Origin of the sequence: Arsukibacterium ikkense, assembly GCF_000987775.1 — a bacterium.
GTDB classification, from domain to species: Bacteria; Pseudomonadota; Gammaproteobacteria; order Enterobacterales; family Alteromonadaceae; genus Alishewanella; species Alishewanella ikkense.
The window spans coordinates 294,758-317,661 of sequence record NZ_LAHO01000001.1; the positions used below are offsets into that span (position 1 = coordinate 294,758).

25 protein-coding genes and 4 tRNA genes are annotated in these 22,904 nt (G+C 51.3%); 14 read left to right on the forward strand and 15 right to left on the reverse strand.

Annotation, left to right across the window (positions count from 1 at the left end; genetic code table 11):
* Positions 1-3 precede the first annotated feature (3 nt).
* Positions 4-906 carry an AEC family transporter gene (locus WG68_RS01335; protein WP_046555841.1) on the reverse strand — a complete coding sequence of 301 codons (903 nt, stop codon included), beginning with the start codon at positions 904-906 and terminating at the stop codon, positions 4-6.
* A complete protein-coding gene (locus tag WG68_RS01340) occupies positions 906-1,166 on the reverse strand; it encodes a GIY-YIG nuclease family protein (RefSeq protein WP_046555842.1) in 261 nt (86 codons plus the stop codon). The genes WG68_RS01335 and WG68_RS01340 overlap by 1 nt, the downstream gene beginning before the upstream one ends.
* 90 nt (positions 1,167-1,256) lie before the next feature.
* Between WG68_RS01340 and WG68_RS01345 the strand changes: the two genes are divergently transcribed.
* The 3 genes from WG68_RS01345 (at position 1,257) to WG68_RS01355 (ending at position 3,753) form a co-directional block, all read left to right on the forward strand.
* Entirely contained in the window at positions 1,257-2,528 is a 1,272-nt protein-coding gene (locus WG68_RS01345; protein ID WP_046555843.1) for a DEAD/DEAH box helicase, read from the forward strand.
* Between the two features lie 110 nt (positions 2,529-2,638).
* Positions 2,639-3,046 carry an antitoxin Xre-like helix-turn-helix domain-containing protein gene (locus tag WG68_RS01350; RefSeq protein ID WP_046555976.1) on the forward strand — a complete coding sequence of 136 codons (408 nt, stop codon included), beginning with the start codon at positions 2,639-2,641 and terminating at the stop codon, positions 3,044-3,046.
* Complete coding sequence (locus WG68_RS01355; protein WP_235357618.1) at positions 3,040-3,753, forward strand: RES family NAD+ phosphorylase; 714 nt, start codon at positions 3,040-3,042, stop codon at positions 3,751-3,753. The genes WG68_RS01350 and WG68_RS01355 overlap by 7 nt, the downstream gene beginning before the upstream one ends.
* Before the next feature lie 11 nt (positions 3,754-3,764).
* Here the strand turns inward: WG68_RS01355 and ppiC are convergent, their stop codons facing one another.
* From ppiC to aguB, 3 genes are all read right to left on the reverse strand, one after another.
* Positions 3,765-4,043, reverse strand: a complete 279-nt coding sequence (gene ppiC, locus WG68_RS01360; protein ID WP_046555844.1) for a peptidylprolyl isomerase PpiC — start codon at positions 4,041-4,043, stop codon at positions 3,765-3,767.
* Positions 4,044-4,187: 144 nt separating this feature from the next.
* Positions 4,188-5,300, reverse strand: a complete 1,113-nt coding sequence (gene aguA / locus WG68_RS01365) for an agmatine deiminase (protein ID WP_046555845.1) — start codon at positions 5,298-5,300, stop codon at positions 4,188-4,190.
* Positions 5,297-6,184 (reverse strand): N-carbamoylputrescine amidase, encoded by an 888-nt coding sequence (gene aguB / locus WG68_RS01370; RefSeq protein ID WP_046555846.1) that lies wholly within the window; start codon positions 6,182-6,184, stop codon positions 5,297-5,299. The genes aguA and aguB overlap by 4 nt, the downstream gene beginning before the upstream one ends.
* 163 nt (positions 6,185-6,347) lie before the next feature.
* On the opposite strand from aguB, the gene WG68_RS01375 reads away from it, so the two are divergent.
* A complete protein-coding gene (locus tag WG68_RS01375) occupies positions 6,348-7,550 on the forward strand; it encodes an FAD-dependent oxidoreductase (protein ID WP_046555847.1) in 1,203 nt (400 codons plus the stop codon).
* A gap of 35 nt (positions 7,551-7,585) precedes the next feature.
* On the opposite strand, the gene WG68_RS01380 is transcribed toward WG68_RS01375, so the two are convergent.
* The 7 genes from WG68_RS01380 to WG68_RS01410 all read right to left on the reverse strand — a co-directional run bounded on the left by WG68_RS01380 (position 7,586) and on the right by WG68_RS01410 (position 10,526).
* Positions 7,586-7,660: transfer RNA gene (locus WG68_RS01380), tRNA-Gln, on the reverse strand.
* A gap of 60 nt (positions 7,661-7,720) precedes the next feature.
* Positions 7,721-7,795 (reverse strand) — tRNA-Gln (locus WG68_RS01385).
* 26 nt (positions 7,796-7,821) lie between these two features.
* Positions 7,822-7,906 (reverse strand) — tRNA-Leu (locus WG68_RS01390).
* An 18-nt stretch (positions 7,907-7,924) separates the two neighbouring features.
* Positions 7,925-8,001: transfer RNA gene (locus tag WG68_RS01395), tRNA-Met, on the reverse strand.
* A gap of 176 nt (positions 8,002-8,177) precedes the next feature.
* Positions 8,178-9,269: a redox-regulated ATPase YchF gene (ychF, locus tag WG68_RS01400; protein WP_046555848.1), complete on the reverse strand. Its 1,092-nt coding sequence runs from the start codon at positions 9,267-9,269 to the stop codon at positions 8,178-8,180.
* 37 nt (positions 9,270-9,306) lie between these two features.
* Complete coding sequence (gene pth / locus WG68_RS01405) at positions 9,307-9,909, reverse strand: aminoacyl-tRNA hydrolase (RefSeq protein WP_046555849.1); 603 nt, start codon at positions 9,907-9,909, stop codon at positions 9,307-9,309.
* Positions 9,909-10,526 carry a 50S ribosomal protein L25/general stress protein Ctc gene (locus WG68_RS01410; protein WP_046555978.1) on the reverse strand — a complete coding sequence of 206 codons (618 nt, stop codon included), beginning with the start codon at positions 10,524-10,526 and terminating at the stop codon, positions 9,909-9,911. The genes pth and WG68_RS01410 overlap by 1 nt, the downstream gene beginning before the upstream one ends.
* 285 nt (positions 10,527-10,811) lie before the next feature.
* On the opposite strand from WG68_RS01410, the gene WG68_RS01415 reads away from it, so the two are divergent.
* The 7 genes from WG68_RS01415 to WG68_RS01445 all read left to right on the forward strand — a co-directional run bounded on the left by WG68_RS01415 (position 10,812) and on the right by WG68_RS01445 (position 17,067).
* Positions 10,812-11,369, forward strand: coding sequence for a hypothetical protein (locus tag WG68_RS01415; protein WP_046555850.1), 558 nt, complete (start codon positions 10,812-10,814; stop codon positions 11,367-11,369).
* 128 nt (positions 11,370-11,497) lie between these two features.
* Positions 11,498-12,895 (forward strand): c-type cytochrome, encoded by a 1,398-nt coding sequence (locus WG68_RS01420; protein WP_046555851.1) that lies wholly within the window; start codon positions 11,498-11,500, stop codon positions 12,893-12,895.
* Positions 12,879-14,636 carry a cbb3-type cytochrome c oxidase subunit I gene (locus tag WG68_RS01425; protein WP_046555852.1) on the forward strand — a complete coding sequence of 586 codons (1,758 nt, stop codon included), beginning with the start codon at positions 12,879-12,881 and terminating at the stop codon, positions 14,634-14,636. Before WG68_RS01420 ends, WG68_RS01425 begins: the two co-directional genes overlap by 17 nt.
* Positions 14,633-15,331, forward strand: coding sequence for a cytochrome c oxidase subunit 3 (locus tag WG68_RS01430; RefSeq protein ID WP_046555853.1), 699 nt, complete (start codon positions 14,633-14,635; stop codon positions 15,329-15,331). Before WG68_RS01425 ends, WG68_RS01430 begins: the two co-directional genes overlap by 4 nt.
* Positions 15,324-15,998, forward strand: a complete 675-nt coding sequence (locus WG68_RS01435) for a cytochrome c oxidase subunit 3 (protein WP_046555854.1) — start codon at positions 15,324-15,326, stop codon at positions 15,996-15,998. The genes WG68_RS01430 and WG68_RS01435 overlap by 8 nt, the downstream gene beginning before the upstream one ends.
* An 8-nt stretch (positions 15,999-16,006) precedes the next feature.
* Complete coding sequence (locus WG68_RS01440) at positions 16,007-16,327, forward strand: cytochrome C oxidase subunit IV family protein (RefSeq protein WP_046555855.1); 321 nt, start codon at positions 16,007-16,009, stop codon at positions 16,325-16,327.
* A 62-nt stretch (positions 16,328-16,389) separates the two neighbouring features.
* Entirely contained in the window at positions 16,390-17,067 is a 678-nt protein-coding gene (locus WG68_RS01445) for an SCO family protein (protein WP_161796338.1), read from the forward strand.
* A gap of 55 nt (positions 17,068-17,122) precedes the next feature.
* Here WG68_RS01445 and WG68_RS01450 read toward each other — a convergent pair whose 3' ends face one another.
* The 3 genes from WG68_RS01450 to lolB all read right to left on the reverse strand — a co-directional run bounded on the left by WG68_RS01450 (position 17,123) and on the right by lolB (position 19,582).
* Positions 17,123-18,058, reverse strand: coding sequence for a ribose-phosphate pyrophosphokinase (locus WG68_RS01450; RefSeq protein ID WP_019674928.1), 936 nt, complete (start codon positions 18,056-18,058; stop codon positions 17,123-17,125).
* A 70-nt stretch (positions 18,059-18,128) separates the two neighbouring features.
* Complete coding sequence (ispE, locus tag WG68_RS01455; protein ID WP_046555856.1) at positions 18,129-18,980, reverse strand: 4-(cytidine 5'-diphospho)-2-C-methyl-D-erythritol kinase; 852 nt, start codon at positions 18,978-18,980, stop codon at positions 18,129-18,131.
* Positions 18,977-19,582, reverse strand: coding sequence for a lipoprotein insertase outer membrane protein LolB (lolB, locus tag WG68_RS01460; RefSeq protein WP_046555857.1), 606 nt, complete (start codon positions 19,580-19,582; stop codon positions 18,977-18,979). Before lolB ends, ispE begins: the two co-directional genes overlap by 4 nt.
* Before the next feature lie 80 nt (positions 19,583-19,662).
* Between lolB and hemA the strand changes: the two genes are divergently transcribed.
* The 3 genes from hemA to prmC are packed head-to-tail and all read left to right on the forward strand — an operon-like array spanning position 19,663 to position 22,861.
* Complete coding sequence (gene hemA / locus WG68_RS01465; RefSeq protein ID WP_046555858.1) at positions 19,663-20,910, forward strand: glutamyl-tRNA reductase; 1,248 nt, start codon at positions 19,663-19,665, stop codon at positions 20,908-20,910.
* 18 nt (positions 20,911-20,928) lie between these two features.
* Positions 20,929-22,020 carry a peptide chain release factor 1 gene (gene prfA / locus WG68_RS01470; RefSeq protein WP_046555859.1) on the forward strand — a complete coding sequence of 364 codons (1,092 nt, stop codon included), beginning with the start codon at positions 20,929-20,931 and terminating at the stop codon, positions 22,018-22,020.
* Between the two features lies 1 nt (position 22,021).
* A complete protein-coding gene (prmC, locus tag WG68_RS01475) occupies positions 22,022-22,861 on the forward strand; it encodes a peptide chain release factor N(5)-glutamine methyltransferase (RefSeq protein ID WP_046555860.1) in 840 nt (279 codons plus the stop codon).
* Positions 22,862-22,904: the final 43 nt, after the last annotated feature.

Here is a 22,904-nt window from a genome sequence, read left to right on the forward strand (position 1 = left end):
CCTTTAACGTAATAACCAATAAACCAGTGGCAAACTGACTAAGCCAATTAGAATGCCAAAACCGACAATACCGCTAACCAGCCGCGGGGCCAGGCCGGCCATAATGGCAATAGCGCCGGCCGAGATCATCGGCGGCATCGCCGCCTGGAAAATACTGATATCAACCGCCATGCCGCTTTGTCCCAGGCTGCGCCAGATAGCCCAGGCTAACAACGGCATCATTAATAATTTAATGGTCAGTGCTGACAGCAGTGGCGATATTTCGCTTTTACTGAAGCGAAAGCTTAGCTGAAAACCAACGGCAATCATCACCACCGGCACCAGGGTGGCAGCCAGGTTGTTAATCAGCGCATCGGCCAGCGGCGGAAAGCTGACATTGCGCAGCAGTAAACCCAGTGCCAGGGCAATAAACGACGGGAAACTGATTATTTTAAGCAAAATGCTTTTGGTTGTGGGTTTGCTTACCTGTGGGCTGTAAATGGCGGCCACTATGGTGACATAGGTAGCCAGAGCAATAAAGGAACCGACCTGATCGTATACCACAGCATAAGGCATAGCGCTGCTGCCAAACAGCGCCTGGGTCATCGGAAAGCCTAAAAACGAGGTATTGCCAAGTGGTAACACAATCAGCAAAGCGCCGGTGACGTCCCGCGACCAGCCAAATACCTTACTTAGCAGTAACACCGTTGCGACCACGGCAATAAGCAGCAGCCAGGGCGTTAATGCCGGGATCAGCAATGCGCTGGAAAACTGCAGCAGTGGCACGCTTTTTAAAATAAGCGCCGGCAAGGCGACGTACAGCACATAAATGTTCAGGACAATGCCGCTGTTTTCGGGCATAGCCGGTAGCCGGCGTAGCACAACGCCAATCACCAGATAGGCCAGCACCAGGTAAAAATTTTCCATTACCGCTCGCTTATTCGCTGCTCTTTTGCAGCTTTTGAAAGTTGTTTTAACTGATACTCAGCTTTACTGGCTTCAGCCCGGTTAGCCATAACTTGCTGATATACAAGCGTCAGCGGCCCTTTCCCACGAAGTGCTTTCGCACCGCCGCGAAGCTCGCCTTTATGCTGGCGCAGCCGGCGTACCGGATCGGTGCTAATGCCGGTATAAAGCTGGCCGCTGGCAGTACGAACCATGTATAAAAACCAGGTGGCTGCTGTCATGCTGCTGAATATCTTGTTTTGGACGTATCTGTTATAATCACGCTTTATTTAGCCTTTGCCGACCGGGTGCAGGCGCAGTCAGGATCATCAATGTCGTTTCAATCTTTAGGGCTGGCAGAGCCTATTTTACGGGTGCTAACCGAGCAGGGTTACACCGAGGCCACGCCGGTACAACAACGCAGTATTCCGCTTATTCGCTCAGGTAAAGATGTGTTAGCCGGTGCCCAAACCGGCACTGGTAAAACCGCAGCCTTCACTTTACCACTGCTGCAGCACTTGCTCAATGCGCCTAAAGTTCTAAGCGCCGGTCAGGTAAGAGTATTAGTGCTTACTCCCACCCGCGAGCTGGCGCAGCAAGTGCACGACAGCGTACTGACCTACAGCCGCCATGTTAATTGTCGCAGCGCGGTATTTTATGGCGGGGTGTCGATCCGGCCGCAATATGATGAAGCAGAGCAGGGGCTGGATATTCTGGTCGCCACGCCGGGCCGCCTAATTGACCACCTGCATCAGCAAACTGTCGATTTAAGCCAGCTGGAAGTACTGGTGCTGGACGAAGCGGACCGCATGCTGGATATGGGCTTTGTGGTTGATATTAAACGTATTATGGCGAAATTGCCGCCAAAACGGCAAACCTTGCTGTTTTCAGCAACCTACTCCAACGACATTAAAAAACTGGCAGACGAGTTGTTAGATAACCCGGTGCTGGTTGAAGTGGCTGCGGCCAACGCCACGGCAGACCGGGTTACCCAGCAGGTGTATCTGGTGGATAAACATCGCAAGCGCGAAATGCTGTCGCATTTAATCGGTGCCCGCAACTGGCCGCAGGTGCTGGTGTTTGTGCGTACTAAGCATGGTGCCGACCGCTTAGCCAAACAGTTTCAGAAAGACGGTTTAAAAACGGCTGCCATTCATGGCGATAAAAGCCAGGGGGCCCGTACTAAAGCCTTGGCCGATTTTAAAGCCGGTTCGGTAAGGGTGTTGGTGGCTACCGATATCGCCGCCCGCGGCCTGGATATCAGCGAGCTACCCTATGTGGTGAACTACGATTTGCCGCAAATAGCCGAAGACTATGTGCACCGGATTGGCCGCACCGGCCGCGCCGGCATGAGTGGTATAGCTGTAACTCTGGTAACGCCGGAAGATTTAGGCGCCTTGCAGGATATTGAAAAGTTAACCCAGCAAGTACTCAGCACTACAGTGCTACCCGGCTACGAGCACGACCCCAGTTATCAGGCACCAAACGAGGCTGTCGCCCGCACCCCAGGCCAACGGCCAGGGCGCAATGACGGCGCAGCTAAACGCCAGGCGCAGGGTAAGTTAAAAGCTAAATTGCGGGCGAAGGCGCTGGGTAAAGCATAAGCTGAAGCAGACCAGAGAGTCTGCTTTTTCAGTTGAGCAGCTGTCTCAGTGTGGATTTAATTTTATTATTGGTCTACACTGATAAATATTCGTTCAGGCACGAGGTTGTTATGCAGACAGCACAGATAATACAGCCAGACAGGCAAAGCCAGCGGCAAGTCGCGGCCACAGGGCTGAAAGCGGTATTTGCTATTCTGGCTAAATGGCAGTGCTCGCCGGAGCAAATTCAGCGTATTTTACAAATCTCTAAAGCGGCCTACTACAAGTATCGCCACGATCCTTATTGCGCCAGCCTGACGCAAGACCAGATAGAACGCATAAGTTATCTGTTGAACATCCACAGCAGCCTGCGGTTGCTATTTGACAACCCGCAAAACCTGTATGGTTTTATGGCGCTGCCAAACCATAACCCTTACTTTAATGGTAAAAGCCCGCTGGATATTATCAGCAGTGGCCAGTTTGCCGCATTATATGAAACCTTTAAGCATATCGATGCGCTACGTGGTGGCATGTGGTAGCAGATGTAGAAACAACAGCGGATGACTTACCCCAAATTATGCTGCGGCGCCAGCAAAGCTATCGCCTGATAAATTCCAAGTTTCCACCGGTATCGGTATTTGATGATGTGGCTGATGCCGATGAGTTTGACGCCTTATTTGCACTGCAGGCGTTAACCAACCCCAGGTTACAGGCCCAGGCCGGGAATTTAAGTTTGCTGCCCCGTACCGAGATCCCCTTTGGTATTGCCGGTTGCTCTTATGCGGTAGCGCCTTTTACCCATATCAACCCGGCAGGCAGCCGTTTTTCGGATGGCCGCTTTGGTGTGCTGTATCTGGCTGCTAACGTGCAAACCGCTATTTGCGAGGTGGCGTATCATCAGCACCGGTACTGGAGCCGGGTACCGGGGCTGTCGTATGAACGTTTTGTATTTCGGGCGTTAAGCTGCGACTTTACTGAGATCAGCCTGACCGATCTAACCGGCTTACTGTCACAGCATGCCATTTACCATTCAGACGACTATAGCGCTGCGCGCTTGCTGGGGATCCGCTTACGTGAGCAAGGCTGTGCCGGTGTGCAGTATGGCTCGGTGCGTAACAAGGGGGCACTGTGCTGGGGTTTGTTCAGCCCCAAATATGTGACGCAAATGCTGCAGAGCGGCCACTATGAGATGATCTGGCAAAACGGCAGGATCAGCGCCATAAACCAGATTGTTAGCTGCAGTTAGTTAAGTATCCGTTAGCTGCGATACAGGGTTTTAATCAGGTGATAGCCAAACTGAGTTTTTACCGGGCCATGTACTTCTAACACTGCCAGTTTAAACACCACATCGTCAAAGGCTTTGACCATCTGGCCTTTGCGAAATTCGCCTAAATCACCGCCTTTTTTACCAGACGGGCACTGTGAGTGCTGTTTGGCCAGTTTGCCAAAGTCAGCACCTTTGGCCAGTTGCTGTTTTAGTTTTTCGGCTTCTTCCCGGGTTTTAACCAGGATATGTAACGCGCAGGCTTTGGACATTGGTACTCTCTCGATACTATGAAGCGAAGGTTGGAACCCCGTTCCGGTCGACACAGAGTGTCTGAGCGAGTGCGCAGACACTCGCGAGTTGCTGTGGCGAGCCGGGGCGGGTGTTGCAACCGCAGCTACACCCTTACAGCAGAGTTAACCGGCCGGTTGCTGCTGGGTTATACAGTGAATATTGCCACCGCCCAGTAAAATTTCCCGGCCCGGCACTTTCACTACCTGATGGTCCGGATACAGTCGTTGCAATATTTCAGCAGCAACCTCATCATTCGGATCGTCAAAGGTAGGCATAATCAGGCCGCCATTGCATAAATAAAAATTGATGTAAGAGCCAGCCAGCCGGGCATTAGCCTCGCGCGGAATGGCCGTCAAAGTAGCATCTACTGTGGCGTATTCTTCAGCGTTGGCAATAATTGGCTTGGGCAGCGGCAGCTTATGCACTTTAATTTTCCGGCCTTTGGCGTCGGTGCTGGCTTCTAAGTAATCCAGTGCCGCTTTGCTGCGCTCGTACTGCGGGTCGTTCTGATCATCAGTCCAGGCCAATACCACTTCGCCGGGTTTAACAAAGCAGGCCATGTTATCGACGTGGCCATCGGTTTCGTCGTTAAAAATACCGTCTTTTAACCACAATACTTTACTGATCCCCAGATATTCGGCCAGCTTGGCCTCAATTTGTGCGCGGCTTAAGTTGGGGTTGCGGTTGGCATTGAGTAAACACTCTTCCGTTGTTAATAACGTGCCTTCACCGTCCACATGGATGGCGCCGCCTTCCAGCACAAAGTCTTCAGTGCGGTAGCGTGGCAGCTGTTCAATACCCAGAATTTTACTGGCTACCTGATCATCAAAATGCCAGGGAAAATACAAACCACCATTCAGGCCGCCCCAGGCGTTAAAGGTCCAGTCGATACCGCGCACTTCTCCTTTACTGTTTGTCACAAACGTCGGGCCGGTATCACGGCACCAGGCGTCATTATTGGATATTTCCACTACCCGCACCGGGTATAAGGCGCCGGCTTTACTAAGCTGCGCTTCAGCATTGGCATATTGCGCAGCTGAAACACCTACGGTTACCGGTTCAAAGCGGGCGATAGCGGCAATTACTGCACAAAAGGCCTGTTGTGCAGGCTTGGCGCCCAGCCGCCAGCTGTCGGTGCGCTCGGGCCATACCATCCAGGTTTGTTTATGCTCGGCCCATTCGGGGGGCATAACAAAACCATCATGTTCAGGGGTAGTGGGTAGTAAGCGGCTCACTTGCTGTTCTCCGGGTTAACTTTACCGTCTTTGGTCAGGATGGTGTCGTAAATATCAATCCGGCGGTCACGGAATAAGCCCCAGGCCCGGCGATTAGCGGCGACGGCATCTAAATCAAAGGTATGCACCAGCACGGCTTCTTCGGTTTCATTGGCTTCCTGTACTTTGGCGCCACTGGCATCAGCGATAAACGAGCTGCCATAAAAGGTAATGTGGAAGTCGTCTTCGGTTTCGGTACCAATCCGGTTGGAGGCAATCAGTGGCATTAAATTCGCGGCGGCATGGCCCTGCTGGGTGCGTTGCCAGTGATCGCGTGAGTTAATCGTCGCATCATGCGGCTCGCTGCCAATGGCGGTAGGGTAAAACAGCAACTCAGCGCCCATTAATGCCATGCTGCGGGCACATTCCGGAAACCACTGGTCCCAGCAGATGCCTACGCCAATTTTGGCATAACGGGTTTGCCATACTTTAAAGCCGGTATCACCCGGGGTGAAATAGTACTTTTCACTGTAACCCGGGCCATCCGGAATATGGCTTTTGCGGTAGGTGCCGAGGTTTTCACCGTCTGCATCGATAATCACCACACTGTTATACAGGCAGTTACCGGCGCGCTCATAAATGCTGATTGGGAGCACCACATTCAGCTCTTTGGCAATTTTAGTGAAATGCTGCACTGCCGGGTTTTCTGCTACTGTGGTGGCAAACTCGAGGTAAGCAGGCTTTTGCTTCTGACAAAAGTAGTTACGTTCAAACAGTTCCTGCAGCAGAATAATCTGGGCGCCTTTGGCGGCGGCATCACGCACCAGCTTTTCGCCACGGGCGATGTTTTCTTCTACATTCCAGCCGCCCACCATTTGAGTCGCAGCAACGGTTACATTACGCATCAGATATCTCCAGCAGAGGATTCAAACCAACAGGCTAGCACTCCTTAGAATACTTGCCAAACAGGGCGCGCAAAATGCCGGATTTTTATGCTGTCGTCAACGATTTTCGCTTTTTTATGAGGCTGGCGTACAATAGTGCCACGCGGGAGAATAGAGGCCAGAAATGACAAACGAAACGTTGGCAAATAATACCGCTGAGCTACTAACTGTCGATGTGACTGTAGTGGGCGGCGGCATGGTGGGTGCTGCTATTGCGCTGGCATTAAGCCAGGCAGGTTTGCGGGTAGCACTGGTTGAAAAGCAAGCTCCGGCGCAATTTGACCCCGGCAGTGCGCCGGATTTACGGGTGTCGTCGATTAACCTGGCCAGTGAAGCCTGGCTAACGGCATTGGGGGCCTGGCAACCATTACAACAGATGCGGCTTTGCCCGTATCAGTATTTGCAGGCGTTCGAGCAGCCGCAAAGTGTGGTGACGTTTGATGCGGCAACAATTAAGCGCAGCCATCTGGGCCATATTGTCGAGAACAATTTACTGCAGCTGGCGTTGTGGCAGCAATTGCCGGCTGAGCTGACACGGTTTTGTCCGGATTCAGTGGTAAAGCTAAGCCAAACGTCCGACAGCGCCATATTAACGCTGGATAGCGGCGCGCAGCTGCATAGCAAATTAGTGATAGCGGCTGACGGTGGCAATTCACAGCTGCGCCAGTTAGCCGGTATTGGCACTAACGGCTGGCAGTATCAGCAAGCTTGTCTGGTGGCATTAGTAAACACGCCGTACCCGCAACAAGATGTTACCTGGCAGCAATTCACCCCAACAGGCCCCAAAGCCTTTTTACCTTTGCCTGGCCCGCAGGGCAGTATTGTCTGGTATGAAGACGCAGCCCGGGTAAAACAGCTAGCCGCGTTAAGCCCGCAGCAACTTACTCAAGAGTTGCTAAAAGCATTTCCCGCGCAACTCGGTAAAGTAGAGGTAGAGAGTAGCAGCTGGTTTCCGCTGGCGCGAATGGATGCCAACAGCTATTACGCTGGCAGGGTGGTACTGGCAGGCGATGCTGCCCATACCATTAACCCGTTAGCGGGGCAGGGGGTAAACCTTGGCTTTGCCGATGCAAAGCTGCTGACTGAACTGATTATCAGCGCCCACCAGCAACAGCAGGATCCAGGCAGTGCTGCATTGCTAAGCCGCTATCAGCGCAAACGTAAACCAGCTAATTTATTGATGATGAGCACGATGGATGGCTTTTATCAGCTGTTTGGCAATGATATCGCCCCGCTGCGCAGCCTGCGCCAGCTGGCCCTGACAGTTGCGTCGCGCAGTAGCATGCTGAAAGCGCTAGTTGCCCGCTATGCAGTTGGTAGCGAATAAAGCAAAAACCCAGCCGAGGCTGGGTCTTTTAAAGATGGCAGGGGCGCCAGGATTCGAACCTGGGCGTGGCGGGATCAAAACCCGCTGCCTTACCGCTTGGCTACGCCCCTAAAAGGTAAATTGCAGTTCAGTTAAACACAGGTGAGATATAATCAACTACCGTGAGTTAATGGCAGGGGCGCCAGGATTTGAACCTGGGCATGGCGGGATCAAAACCCGCTGCCTTACCGCTTGGCTACGCCCCTGCAGAAACTGCTGCACTTGCTAAGTATGGTGCGGAAAGAGAGACTCGAACTCTCACGCCTCGCGGCGCTGGAACCTAAATCCAGTGCGTCTACCAATTCCGCCATTCCCGCATACACAGGCAAGTTAAGTGGTGGCTACAGCGGGAATCGAACCTGCGACCCCAGCATTATGAGTGCTGTGCTCTAACCAGCTGAGCTATGTAGCCACGCTAACTTGTCCTAAGCAAGTGGCGCGTATTATGCTGATCTGACATATTAGCGTCAACCGTTTTTTTGCGATTAGTGGCGACTAAGGGCGTGTTTGCTGGTTTTATACGCAATAGTACGACAGTTATAAAAAAGCCGCTGCAATAGCAGCGGCTTTTTCAACAACAAAATAAGGTTACACGTTAAAACGAAAATGCATTACATCGCCATCTTTTACGATATAGTCTTTACCTTCCAGGCGCCATTTACCGGCTTCTTTAGCGCCGGCTTCGCCTTTAAAGTTAACAAAATCATCGTAGCCAACTACTTCCGCGCGAATAAAGCCTTTTTCAAAGTCGGTATGAATAACGCCTGCCGCTTGCGGTGCCGTAGCGCCAATAGCGACTGTCCAGGCCCGTACTTCTTTAACACCGGCAGTAAAATAGGTGTGGAGGCTTAACAGCGAATACCCGCCACGAATAACCCGGTTTAAGCCTGGCTCTTCCAGACCCATGTCGGCCATAAATTCGGCTCTCTCATCGTCTTCCAGCTCAGCTATTTCTGACTCAATAGCCGCACAAACGGGCACGACGATAGCGCCTTCTTTATCAGCAATGGCCTGCACGATATCTAAGTACGGATTATTTTCAAAGCCGTCGTCCATCACGTTAGCAATGTACATCGTGGGCTTGATAGTTAAGAAGTTCATATAGGCAATCAGGGCTTTCTCGTCCTTGTCGAGCTCCAGCTGACGCAGGGTATTACCTTGCTCTAAATGGGCTTTTACTTTTTCCAGCACCAGCATTTCCGCTTTGGCGTCTTTATCGCCGCCTTTGGCTTTTTTACTTACCCGGAAGATGGCGCGTTCAGCGCTGTCCATATCAGATAACACCAGCTCCATATTAATGGTGTCAATGTCATCGGCTGGGTCTATTTTGCCAGCAACGTGAATGATGTTTTCATCATCAAAGCAGCGTACCACGTGGCCAATGGCATCGGTTTCGCGAATATTGGCCAGAAACTTATTACCCAGGCCTTCACCACGCGAGGCGCCTTTTACCAGGCCGGCAATATCCACGAATTCCATGGTGGTAGGAAGCACCCGTTGTGGTTTGACAATCTCTGCCAGTTTATCCAGCCGTAAATCAGGTACTGGCACGACACCGGTGTTGGGCTCTATGGTACAAAACGGGAAGTTAGCCGCTTCAATGCCTGCCTTGGTTAACGCATTAAACAAGGTAGACTTACCGACGTTAGGCAGGCCGACAATACCACATTTGAAACCCATAATAATTTTCCTTTACGCTGTGTTGCTGGCCAAAAGGCTAGCTGGCTTTAAAACTGTGTAAGCGGTGCTGGGCTTTAATTAAGCCATCACGCGCCAAAATAGCAAAGCAACTGACGGCTTCATCAATACAGGCGTCAATTAATTTTTGTTCGCTGGCCGGGGCTTTACCCAGCACAAAACCGGTTACCTGATCTTTATGGCCCGGGTGACCAATGCCTAAGCGTAACCGGTAAAAATTCGGATTGTTACTCAGCCGCGCCATAATATCACGTAAGCCGTTATGGCCGGCATGGCCGCCACCGAGCTTAAACTTAGCAATACCTGGATCAAGCGCCAGCTCATCATGCGCTACCAGAATTTGCTCTGGTGCCAGTTTATAAAACTGTGCCATGGCTAACACGGCTTTGCCGCTAAGATTCATAAAAGTATTGGGAATAAGTAATTTGAACTCTTGTCCGGCTAAGATGAATTTGCCGGTCAGGCCAAAGAATTTGGCGTCATGCTTCAGGTTAACCTGATATTGCCGGGCCAGTTGCCCGACAAACCAGGCCCCGGCATTGTGCCGGGTATGCTGGTATTCGGGGCCTGGATTTCCCAGACCCACGATTAACTGAACTGTGGCAGGTAATGCGTCAGACATTACTCAGCAGTTTCAGCGTCTTCTTCTGTATCAACGGCTTTACCTGCTGGTTTGTTAACCGATACCACTGGCAAGTCATGGCCTTCACCTTTGGTTAACTGGACAAAGGTCACACCTTTAGGTGCTTTAATGTCAGTCAGGTGCAGGGTTGTACCTACTTCAACATTAGCAAGGTCTACTTCGATAAACTCTGGTAAGTTTTTTGGTAAAACACTGATTTCAATTTCGTTCAGAGCATGGATGACCACGCCGCCTTTTTTGATAGGCATTTCTTCGTTTAAGAAGTGAACCGGAACGATGGTAGTCAGCTCGTGGCCAGCTTCAACGCGTTGGAAGTCAACGTGCATGATCTTTGGCTTGTACGGGTGACGTTGCATATCTTTAACGATAGCCTGGATTTTCTCTTTACCAACAGTAATTGTCAGGATGTGAGAGTAAAACGCTTCAAAGCTTTGTGCTTTTAACAGCTTAGAGTGCTCTAAAGTAATAGATAAAGCATCTTTGTGACCGCCATAAATGATAGCTGGTACTTTGTCTTCGTGACGCAGGCGGCGGCTCGCACCTTTCCCCAGGTCAGTACGGACTTCTGCAGTTAACGTGAAAATTGCATCAGACATGATGTACTCCAATAAAGTGATTTTTGTTGCGGCTTGCGACCAGCCCCAACCTGATTGCCCCTTCAAAAGGCGCGACATATTACCACCAGCACCCGATAGCTGCAAATGCTAAATCGGTGGCTCTGCTGCTGGCACAGTTCACTCTATTTGCTATTTATCAATTACGACTATACTAAGTTGGTGACCTGTACAAAAAACATACTGCTCATTTGCGGTTGGAACTATCAGGTCAGTTGTCATTTACTAATTGTCAGTTACTCATTTCAGCCCTGTTGGAGGCGCTTTATGTTACGACGTTATTTTATTAGTGATGACCTTGATGATCTGGAAGCGGTTGAACAGGAACTGGAGCAGCAGGGACTGGTTACGCCGCAAATCCATATATTAAGTGAACAGGATGCCAATGTTGAGCTTCACCATCTGCACGAAGTATCACCGGTGTTGAAAAGCGACGTGGTGCGTGCCACTGAAGTGGGGGCGGTAATTGGGGTAATTGGGGCGGCACTGGTGTTAATTGTTGCTTATGCGATGGGCTGGACAGCATCGGCCGCAGGCTGGGTGCCTTTTGTTTTTCTGGCAGTAGTGGTGCTGGGCTTTTGCACCTGGGAAGGTGGCTTTATTGGTATTCAGGAACCGAATATCCACTTTAAGCGGTTTCAGGAAATCTTGAAACAAGGCAAACATGTATTGTTTGTCGATGTTGCGCCAGAGCATGAAAGGGTCCTGAAAAAAGTAGTTCGCCGTCACCCAAGACTGCAGCTTGCCGGCACTGGTAAAGCAACCCCAGGTTGGGTAATCCGGGTGCAGGTGTATTTCCGGCGATTTATGAAGGCCATGCCATAAAAGCCTTTTTTTAGCCTATAGTTAGTGGCGTGAACAAGTTGTGTGCTGTGTAACGTTGTATGTTCTGAAGCCTTTTTGATGTGTTGAAGTAGAAACAGGTACTTTACAGATTAAGGAATCACAACTTTATGGCGATCACCCTGATTATTCTGTTGCTGATTGCAGGCTCAGTTATCTTCCATTTTACCAGTGTCTGGTGGTTTACTCCCCTTGCATCTCACTGGTCGGCTATTGACACCACCATCAATATTACTATCTGGATTACCGGCGTGGTGTTTATTGCGGTGAATCTTTTTCTGGCATACGCCATTTATCGTTATCGCTATAAAGCCGGTGCACGTGCCGACTATCAACCCGAAAACAAAAAGCTGGAAGGCTGGTTGCTACTGGTTACCAGTATTGGTATTGCAGCGATGCTGGCGCCGGGTTTGTATGTATGGGGGCAGTTTGTCAGCCCGCCAGCTGACGCCACGGTGGTTGAGGCGGTAGGCCAGCAATGGCATTGGCGTTTCAGATTGCCCGGTGCGGATGGCCAGTTGGGTAAAGCCGATGTCAGGGCCAGCAGTGAGCTTAACCCACTAGGGCTGGATCCGAATGACCCGGCTGGCATGGATGACCTTATTATTGATAGTCACGAGCTGGTGCTGGAGCTGAATAAGCCGGTAAAAGTGTTACTGCGCTCAAACGATGTGTTGCATAACTTTGCGGTGCCGCAGTTTAGGGTGAAAATGGATTTGGTGCCTGGAACCGTGAGTTATGTCTGGTTTATCCCGACTGTGGTTGGTCAGTTTGACATTTTATGTGAAGAACTCTGTGGCATTGGTCATTTTGCTATGCGCGGCCGGGTGCTTGTCAAAGAGAGCGATGATTATCAGCAATGGCTGGCACAGCAACAAAGCTACCGCCAGTATCAGGCCCGCCTGGCTGGCGACCCTGAATTTGGCAAGGCGCATTACCAGGTATGCGCCAGTTGCCATGGTGCTCAGGGTGAGGGCAATCAGGCATTACATGCGCCGGCACTGGCCGGCCAGAGCGGTTGGTATCTGAAGCGGCAGTTACGTGCATATCAGCAAGGTTTGCGCGGTAACGCCGAGGGAGATGTGTTTGGCGCCCAGATGATAGCAATGGCGCAATTGGTGCGGGACGAGCAGGCGATAAATCACTTATTGGCTTATATTGGCAGTTTTAACCCTAACCTGGTGCAGGCAGAGCCCGGCAACCTGCATAATGGCCAACGGCTATATCGTAACTGCAGCTACTGTCATGGCCGTAATGGCGAAGGTATTTTTGCGATGAATGCGCCTATGCTGCATAGCCTGGAACCCTGGTATTTAACGCGACAGCTTGATTATTTTAAGCGGCAGATCCGAGGTAATCATCCGCAGGATTTTTACGGCGCCCAGATGAGTTTAATGGCGCAGTCACTGCACTCAGAACAGGATATTGCTGATGTGGTGGCTTATATCAACAGTTTGCAACCCAAGGCGGGTTTGACGCAAGGAGACTCGAATGACAGCGAGCGCTGATATAGCACATCAGGAGCACAGCAACAGTTTTCTGACTAAATACGTCTGGAGTCAGGATCATAAGGTTATCGCTATTCAGTACGGGGTTACTGCCATAATGGTTGGGGTGGTAGCATTAGTGTTATCGGCCCTGATGCGGCTGCAACTGGGCTTTCCTGATCAATTCTCGTTCATTAACCCTGCCAGCTATCTGCAGTTTGTCACTATGCATGGCATGATTATGGTGGTGTATTTGCTGACGGCCTTGCTGCTGGGTGGCTTTGGTAATTACCTGATCCCCTTGATGCTCGGCGCCAGAGATATGGTATTTCCTTATCTGAATATGCTGAGTTACTGGACCTATCTGCTCTCTGTTTTGGTGCTGATGGCCAGTTTTTTTGTGCCTGGCGGCCCGACCGGTGCCGGCTGGACCTTATACCCACCACAAGCCATATTACCGGGTACCCCGGGAAGCGAGATGGGCATTTTAATGATGCTGGTATCCTTGGGTATCTTTATTGTCGCCTTTACCATGGGCGGCCTGAACTATGTCTGTACGGTGTTGCAGGCCAGAGCCCGCGGCATGACCCTGATGCGGATGCCTCTGACCATCTGGGGTATTTTTGTTGCGACCATTATGGGCTTACTGGCGTTTCCGGCATTATTGGTCAGCGCCATTATGATGTTTCTGGACAGCGTAGCGGGTACCAGCTTTTTTATGCCGGCGATAATGTCGCTCGGTGAACAACTGGACCACGGTGGCGGCAGCCCTATTTTGTTTCAGCACTTATTCTGGTTTTTTGGCCATCCTGAGGTGTATATCGTGGCGCTGCCGGCCTTTGGTATGGTGTCGGATGTGTTGGCTACCCATGCCCGGAAGAATATTTTCGGCTACCGGATGATGGTCTGGGCTATTGTGATTATCGGCGGCCTGAGCTTTGTGGTGTGGGCACACCATATGTATGTCAGTGGCATGAACCCATACTTCGGCTTCTTTTTTGCCACCACCACATTAATTATTGCCGTGCCAACCGCCTTAAAAGTGTACAACTGGATCCTGACCTTGTGGCGCGGCAATATTCATCTGACCGTCCCCATGCTGTTTGCCATCGGCTTTATTTTTACCTTTGTCCACGGTGGCCTCAGCGGCTTGTTTTTGGGGAACGTGGTGATTGATTTGCCGTTGTCCGACACCTACTTTGTGGTCGGCCATTTTCATATGGTGATGGGGGTATCGCCAATTATGGTGCTGTTTGCCGCTATTTATCACTGGTTTCCGAAAATAACAGGCCGGATGCTGCATACCGGTATGGGCAAATTTCATTTCTGGGCGACCTTTGTCGGCACTTATCTGGTTTTTTTACCGATGCATTACCTGGGTTTTCTGGGTGTGCCGCGCCGTTACTTTGCCATGGGCGGCACTGACTTTATTCCAGCATCAGCCCAGTCGCTCAATGCCAGCATTACCGTGTCTGCCCTGGTTATTGCGGTCGTGCAGCTGGTATTTATTTATAACGTGATCTGGAGTCTGCGCCATGGTAAAGCGGCAGGGCATAACCCGTGGCAGGCAACGACGCTTGAGTGGCAAACGCCGGACACCCCCCCTAAGCATGGTAACTGGGGGCCAAGCGAGCCGGTGGTATATCGCTGGGCCTATGATTACAGCGTGCCAGGCGCGCGCGATGACTTTATTCCGCAGAATGTGCCTGATAGCGAGGTGGTTGTCACCGATAAACTGGCATTTGCTAAGGCGGGCACATGAATATCTGGCAGAAGCTAACTGATAAACCCTGGCTGGCCCAGCCAGAGGGCATGGACCCCGCCTTGCTGCAAAGTCCTGAACCCTATTGGCCGGAACGCATAGCGCTGCGCTTTTTCCTGGTGACGGCCAGTGTGGTGTTTTCACTTTTTGTGATGACACTGCTGGGCCGTTCGCAACTGCCAGATTTTCATGCGTTAGCCGGTGAGCCCTGGTTGCCGTTATCTGAGCCCCGTCAGCTATGGTGGAACAGCGCTATTTTGTTGCTCAGTAGCATAAGCATGCACCTGGGGTTGGTGTTTGCACGGCGTAGCAGGTTACACCAGGCTATGCTGGCAACGGCCTGTTCGTTACTTTTGATGCTGCTGTTTTTACTGGCGCAGTATTTGGTATGGCAGCAATTAGCCTTTGCCGGCTTTGGCTTTACGTCAAACCCTGCCAGCAATTATTTCTATTTGCTGACCGCCGTGCATGGTGTGCATCTGCTAGGAGGTATTGTGGCCGCCTGTTGGGTGTTGTGGTATTTCTGGCAACAGCAAGCTGCCAGTCATATCATCAGCAAGCTTAGCCTGAGCGTGACCTACAGCCACTTTATGCTGGTGGTTTGGTTGCTGCTATTTGCTTTACTAACCAGCCCGGCGTCCACCATCGATACGCTGGCAGCCTTATGTGGCTTTAGTGGAGGCCGCTATGACTAACCCGGATAAACTTAAACTGGCTGATAGTCCCTGGCAAAGTGTGGTCGCCGATTGGTCGGCCGATCAGCGCGCCTTTAAGTTGTCGTGGGGCAAGCTGATGATGTGGGTATTTCTGCTTGGCGATACTTTTATTTTCAGTATTTTCTTAATTGGCTATATGACGGTACGTATTTCAGCCACTGATAGCTGGCCAAATACCAGTGAGGTATTCGAGTTGGTCGTGTTCGGCCACACTGTGCCTTTGTTTCTGATTGCCATTATGACCTTTGTACTGATTACCAGCAGTGGCACCATGGCGATGGCAGTGAGTTGTGCTTACCGGCAGCAGAAACGCTTTGCAGTGTGGCTGATGTTATTAACGGCGCTGCTGGGGGCGTTGTTTGTTGGTATGCAAGTGTTTGAATGGAGCAAACTGATTGAAGATGGGGTGCGGCCCTGGACCAACCCGATGGGAGCTGAACAATTTGGCGCGGCCTTTTTTATGATTACCGGCTTCCATGGCCTGCATGTGACCGGCGGGGTAATTTATTTGCTGGTGGTGGCATGCAAACTGGCACGCGGTGATTACGATAAAAAGGGCTATGAAATCGTCGAAATAACCGGTTTGTACTGGCACTTTGTTGACCTGGTGTGGGTATTTATTTTTGCCTTCTTTTACTTATGGTGAGCTAAATTATGAGTGTTGAATCAGCCCAGCAGCATCCGGTCAGCCTGTATTTAAAAGTATGGGGCTGGCTGTTTGTGTTAAGTTTTTTCTCTTATATGGTTGACTATCTGCAGTTGCAGGGACCATTGCGCTGGACCCTGATTCTGGTTTTCATGGTGGCAAAAGCCGGCCTGATTCTGAGTATTTTTATGCATGTGCGCTGGGAGCGGTTAAGCCTGAAGCTGGTGTTATTTTTGCCGATGTTTGCCATAGCGGTGTTTATTATTCTGATGGCCATTGAAGGCGATTACACCCAGGCTAGCCGCTTGCTGTATTTTTATAACGAGTAGTGACCTTATGCTAAGAGCAAAGCGTGGCGTTAACATCTGCAGTTTAAACTAGGGAGGTGAACGTGGCCAGAAGCTGGACGCTTCGGCATAGCATAGTGCTGACCCTGTTGCTCTGCCTGGCGCTAACTGGCTATGCAGGCTGGCAGCTACTGTCGGCGCCGGCAATACCCCGCTTACAGCAGGCCAGCCTGTTACAGCGGCCGTTGCCACTGGCTGAGTTTGAGCTACTGGATCATCAGCAGCAACCCTTCACTAATGCTAATTTACTGGGCCACTGGCATTTAATCAGTTACGGTTACAGCTATTGTCCGGATATCTGCCCGTTAACCCTGGCCAAATTAAGTAGTTTACAGTTGCAGCTGGCTCAGTGGCCAGAATTCTCCCCGTTGCAGTTGGTTTTTTATAGTGTTGACCCTAACCGTGACCGGCCGGACGTGCTGGCGCAGTATGTCGACTTCTTTGCCGGTGAGATAACAGGGGTAGTGGCTAATCCCCGCTTGCCAGCGCGCGCAGCGGCCTTTGAGCACAGTTTAGGCTTGCAGGTGCAGATTGATGCGCTGGATATAGCCCGTGGCGATTATCCGGTTAATCATGGTGTGCTGCTGTATTTACTGAATCCGCAAGCCGAGCTACAGGCTGTTTTTACCCCAATACGGCAATACAACAAAGTACCCGAGTATGACGCTGAGTTGCTATTACAGGATTACCTGAGTATCCGACGCTATGTAGCGGCTCAGTAAGGTGATGTGATAAAAAAGGCGCCACCAGGCGCCTTAATAAAACCGGATAAGGGTTTTAGTCAAACATGGACGATATAGATTCTTCGTTGCTGATCCGGCGAATACATTCAGCCATCAGCTCACTTAACGTTAACTGCCGCACCTTGCTGACCGCTTTCATCGCTTCCGACAATGGGATAGTATCGGTGATAATCAGCTCATCAATCACCGAATTGCTGATAATTTCCGGAGCATTGCCAGAGAACACGGCATGGGTAGCGTAAGCAAATACCCGTTTGGCGCCTTGTTCTTTTAACGCTTCAGCTGCTTTACATAAGGTGCCGCCGGTATCAATCATATCGTCAACGATAATACAGTCGCGGTCTTTGACGTCACCAATTATATGCATAACCTGCGACACATTGGCTTTTGGCCGGCGTTTATCAATAATGGCTAAATCGGCGTCGTTTAACAACTTGGCCACTGCACGGGCACGCACTACACCACCGATATCCGGCGATACTACCACCGGCGATACCAATGATTTCTTGCGCATGTCTTCCAGTAATACCGGGCTGGCAAACACGTTGTCTACCGGCACATCAAAGAAACCCTGAATTTGCTCGGCGTGTAAGTCAACGGTTAACACCCGGTCAACACCGACACTGGACAGAAAATCGGCAACTACTTTTGCGGTAATAGGTACCCGGGCTGAACGCACCCGACGATCCTGGCGGGCATAACCGAAATAAGGAATAACAGCAGTGATCCGGCCGGCCGAAGCGCGCCGTAATGCATCTACCATCACGATTAATTCCATTAAATTGTCGTTAGTTGGCGCGCAGGTTGACTGAATAATAAAAACATCAGAACCACGAACATTCTCATTGATTTGTACGCTAACTTCGCCATCACTGAAACGGCCAACATCGGCATCTCCCAGTTTGATATACAGACGGCTGGCGATTTTGTTAGCAAGTTCTGGTATGGCGTTACCAGCGAAAACCTTCATGTCGGGCACAGTAGGATCCTCAGGGCGGTGGTGAGTCCGGTTAAATCATTAAATGCCGGTGTAACAGGCATCAGTTGTTGAATTCCGTATCTGCCAACGCCGCCAATACAGGCGACTGGTTGACTCCCTTAGCAATAAACCCTCGACAGGCTACCGGTAAATTGGCTAGGGCATGTTGAGCACTGGCCGCGTCCGGAAATTCGGCAAACACACTGGCGCCAGTACCCGTCATTCGACACGGCGCATATTCTACCAACCACTGTAAGGTTATTGCAACAATCGGCTGCAGCTGTTCGACCAGCGGCTGGCAATCATTGCGCCAGGGGCGGCTAAACAAGGTCTCTAAACTCAGCAGTGGACTGTTTCTGATCAGATCCGGGTGCTGAAAAATCTCTGCGGTACTGATATGGCAAGGCGGCGTCACCACTAAATAGGTTTTTTCCGGCAACTGTACCGGCACTAATTTTTCGCCCACGCCCTCGGCAAAGGCCGTGTGGCCAGCAACAAACAACGGCACATCGGCGCCCAGTTTTAGCGCCAGGGCAGCCAATTGCTGATTACTTAACTTAAGTCGCCACAAAGCATTTAATGCCAGCAAGGTAGTGGCGGCATCAGACGAGCCACCACCCAGGCCACCGCCCATCGGCAAAACTTTATCCAGCACAATATCGCAACCCAACTGACAACCAGTGTGCTGTTGCAATAAGCGGCCGGCTTTTATAATCAGATTATCCGGCCCTTGCAGGCTGCTATCGTTACACTGCAAATTAAGCTGCTTATCAGTGCGCGTTGTAAAATGCAGCTCGTCGCCGACATCCAGCAACTGAAACAGGGTTTGCAAATTATGATAGCCATCGGCCCGGCGGCCGGTAATGTGCAAAAATAAATTAAGTTTAGCTACTGCAGGCAGGCTTAGCGTCATAATTGCCAGCTCCGGATATGAAAACGAATTTGAGTGTCATCGCTGGTTAAATGAATTCTTTGCGGTAAGGCCAGTTGATCGGCAAAAAAACGCTGATAGTGCAGTTGCCAGATAATACCGGTGCTGTCTGTTAGCTGAAACGCCCTGACCCGGCCAAGCTCATCATACTCGATGGCTGTTGCAGCGTCTCCCGGAATGCCTTTTAGCCACAGCGGCATATCGGCCAGTGGCATTGACCAGCCGGCCAGCTGCCATAACAAAGTACTGCTATCGACCGCCTGATAGCGTTCACCACGCAGTAAGATACTGCTGCCTTGCTGGTTATTAGTCAGCTCAAATAAACTGATCCCGAGCGCATTAGCCAGCCGCGCTTTATAGTGTTCAGTGTTATGCTGTTGCCAGGTCAGATTACCACTGAGCGATTCGTCTGGCGTTTTAATGCCAACGGTGGCTTGTACGGTATACTGTTCGATGGCGGTTATCTGGGCCAGCCGGCTTTTGTTGTCCAGCGCCGGTGCCGGTACTGGCTGTGAGAGCAAGCTGCAACTGCTGGTTACTAGCAGTAATCCGGCCACGGTTAACCACTTAATTATCGCTGACACGCTGAAAGTCCTTAGTTACGCTTTTCTTAATATGGGCTTTTTCGTACAATTCGCCCCTGACAAACTTGATGATACAGGTGATGGCCATCTTTGCACTAGGCATTAATCATAAAACAGCACCGGTTAGTTTACGGGAAAAAGTGGCATTTGCCCCGGAACAGGTGCATGAAGCCTTGCGAGAACTGGCCACTGCCACGGCAGTCACCGATGCGGTTATTTTGTCTACCTGCAATCGTACCGAGTTGTATTTTAACGGTACCAACAGCCAGGCAGAGCAAGTTGTGGCCTGGTTGGCGCACTTTCATCAACTAACGATTTCTGAGCTGCAACCGCATTTGTATTTGCATCATGACCGTCAGGCAGCCGAGCATTTAATGCGGGTGGCGGCCGGGCTTGATTCACTGGTATTGGGTGAGCCACAAATATTTGGCCAGGTGAAGCAGGCCTACAACCAGTCCCGTCAGGCGGGTACCATTAATCCGCAATTTGAGCGCTTGTTCCAGAAAACCTTTGCTGTGGCCAAGGATGTGCGCACTAACACCGACATCGGCGCCAATGCGGTGTCGGTGGCCTTTGCGGCGGTAAGTTTAGCCAAACAAATTTTTGGTAAGCTGGAAAAAGTACAGGTGCTGCTGATTGGTGCCGGGGAAACTATCGAGCTGGTGGCGCGCCATCTGGCCGAGCAGGGCGCGCGTGAGCTGACCGTGGCCAACCGCACCTATGAGCGGGCGGTGACACTGGCAGAACAATTTAACGCCAAAGTGATCACCTTATCGCAGGTGCCGGCACAATTGCCGCAGGCCGATATTGTGATCAGCTCAACCGCCAGTACCTTGCCAATAGTGGGCAAGGGCATGGTAGAGCAAGCACTGAAAAAACGTCGGCATAAACCGATGTTTCTGGTTGATTTAGCGGTGCCGCGTGATATAGAACAGCAGGTAGGCGAGCTGGAAGATGCTTATTTGTATACGGTAGATGACTTGCAAAGTATAGTGGCACAAAATGTCAGTTCGCGTCAGCAAGCCGCTGAGCAGGCGGGGGGGATTATTCGCCTTGGTGCTGATGACTATCTGCAGTGGCTGCAGTTGCAGGGCAACGTCGACTGGGTTCGTGATTACCGCCAGCGTTGTGAACAAATTAAAACTGAGCTGCTGAGCCGGGCACTGAATCAACTGGCCGCCGGCCAGGACGCTGAAAAAGTACTGGCCGAATTGGCTACCAAACTCAGTAACCGGCTGATGCACAGCCCAACCAAGACTATCCGTCAGTTGTTGCAACAAGAGGCCAGTGAGCCGCAAGCACTGATCAACAGTTTATTAGATATTTAATCAGGTAACAGACCCAAGATGAAAGAATCGGTATACCGCAAGCTGGAAGGCTTAGTGGAACGGCACGAAGAAGTGCAGGCATTATTAAGCGACCCGGGTGTGATTGGCGATCAAAAGCGCTTTCGTGAACTTTCTAAAGAATACAGTCAGTTAGAAGGTGTTAGTAAAGCATTTAATGACTTTCGACAGGCGCAGCAGGATTTAGCCGCTGCCGAAGAGATGCAGAAAGACAGTGATCCAGATATGCGGGAAATGGCACAGGAAGAATATAAAAGCGCCCGTGCAGCCATTGAGCAACTGGAAAAAGACTTGCAGCTATTATTATTACCTAAAGATCCCCACGACAGTAACAACTGCTTTATTGAGATCAGGGCCGGGGCCGGTGGTGACGAAGCGGCCATTTTTGCCGGCGACGTATTCCGGATGTACAGCCGCTTTGCCGAGCGCCAACGCTGGAAACTGGAAGTGATCAGCGCCAGCGATGGTGAGCATGGCGGTTTTAAAGAGGTGATAGTCGGTGTTCAGGGCGAAGGTGCCTACGGCGTGCTGAAGTTTGAATCGGGTGGCCATCGGGTACAACGGGTACCTGCCACCGAATCGCAGGGCAGAGTACATACCTCGGCTTGTACTGTGGCGATAATGCCGGAAATTCCGGAAAGCGAAGCCATTGAAATTAACCCAGCCGACTTAAAAGTCGATACCTTCCGTGCCTCTGGCGCCGGTGGTCAGCACGTTAACCGCACCGACTCGGCTATTCGGATCACCCACTTGCCAACCGGCATAGTGGTAGAGTGTCAGGATGAACGCTCGCAGCATAAAAACCGGGCCCGGGCGATGAGTGTGTTGCAATCACGTATTCAGGCGGCAGAGGATGAGAAGCGCCGGCTGACGGAAGAGTCGACTCGCCGCTCGCTGGTCGGCAGCGGTGATCGCTCCGAGCGGATCCGCACTTATAACTTCCCGCAGGGCCGGCTGACTGACCACCGGATAAACCTGACCATTTATCGCTTAAACGAAGTGATGGAAGGGGATCTGGAATTAGTGCTGGAGCCGCTGAACCAGGAACATCAGGCAGACTTACTGGCTGCGCTGGCAGACGAAAACCGCTGATATGACGTTGGCGCAATGGCTGCAGCAGGCGGCAAGTCAGCTGCAGACACTTTCCCCGATGGCTGCTGATGACGCCCGGCTGCTGCTATGTCATCAGCTTAATGTCAGCAGCAGTTACTTGTATAGCCACGCTGACGAGTGCCTGAGTGAGGCCAATACCGCGGCGTTAGCAGCATTGCTTAAGCGGGCTGTGCAGGGCGAGCCGCTGGCTTACATTATTGGCCGCTGGCCATTTTGGAATATTGAACTTGAGGTAGCACCCTGCACCCTGATCCCCAGACCCGATACCGAGCTACTGGTTGAGCAAGCGCTGGCGCTGGCATTGCCAGCTAACGCAAGAGTATTGGATTTAGGTACGGGCACCGGCGCTATTGCCCTGGCCCTGGCCTGCAACCGGCCGTTATGGCAGGTTACTGCGGCCGAAAAGGTTACTGCAGCGGTAGAGCTGGCCCGGCGTAATGCGCAGCAACTGGCCGCAGCAAACTGTACTGTGCTGCAAAGTAACTGGTTTAGTGCTGTCAGTGGCCAGCAGTTTGATTTGATTGTCAGTAACCCCCCTTATATTGAACCCGACGACCCGCACTTACCCGCGCTGAAACATGAACCCCTGTCGGCGTTAGTTGCCCCGGAACACGGTCTGGCCGATATAGCTATTATTTGCCAGCAGGCCCCTGCCTTCCTGACTGCACAAGGTTGGTTGTGGCTGGAGCATGGCTATAACCAGGCCGAGGCGGTACGTCAGTTATTAACCACTGCTGGTTTTAGCCAGGTGCAGTCGCGTAAAGACTACGGTGGTAACTGGCGGATCAGCGGCGGTTGTCTGTACCAGGCTGAGCATTAGCAACAAAGCTTTGACCAGCAAGCCATTAACGCATATAACTATT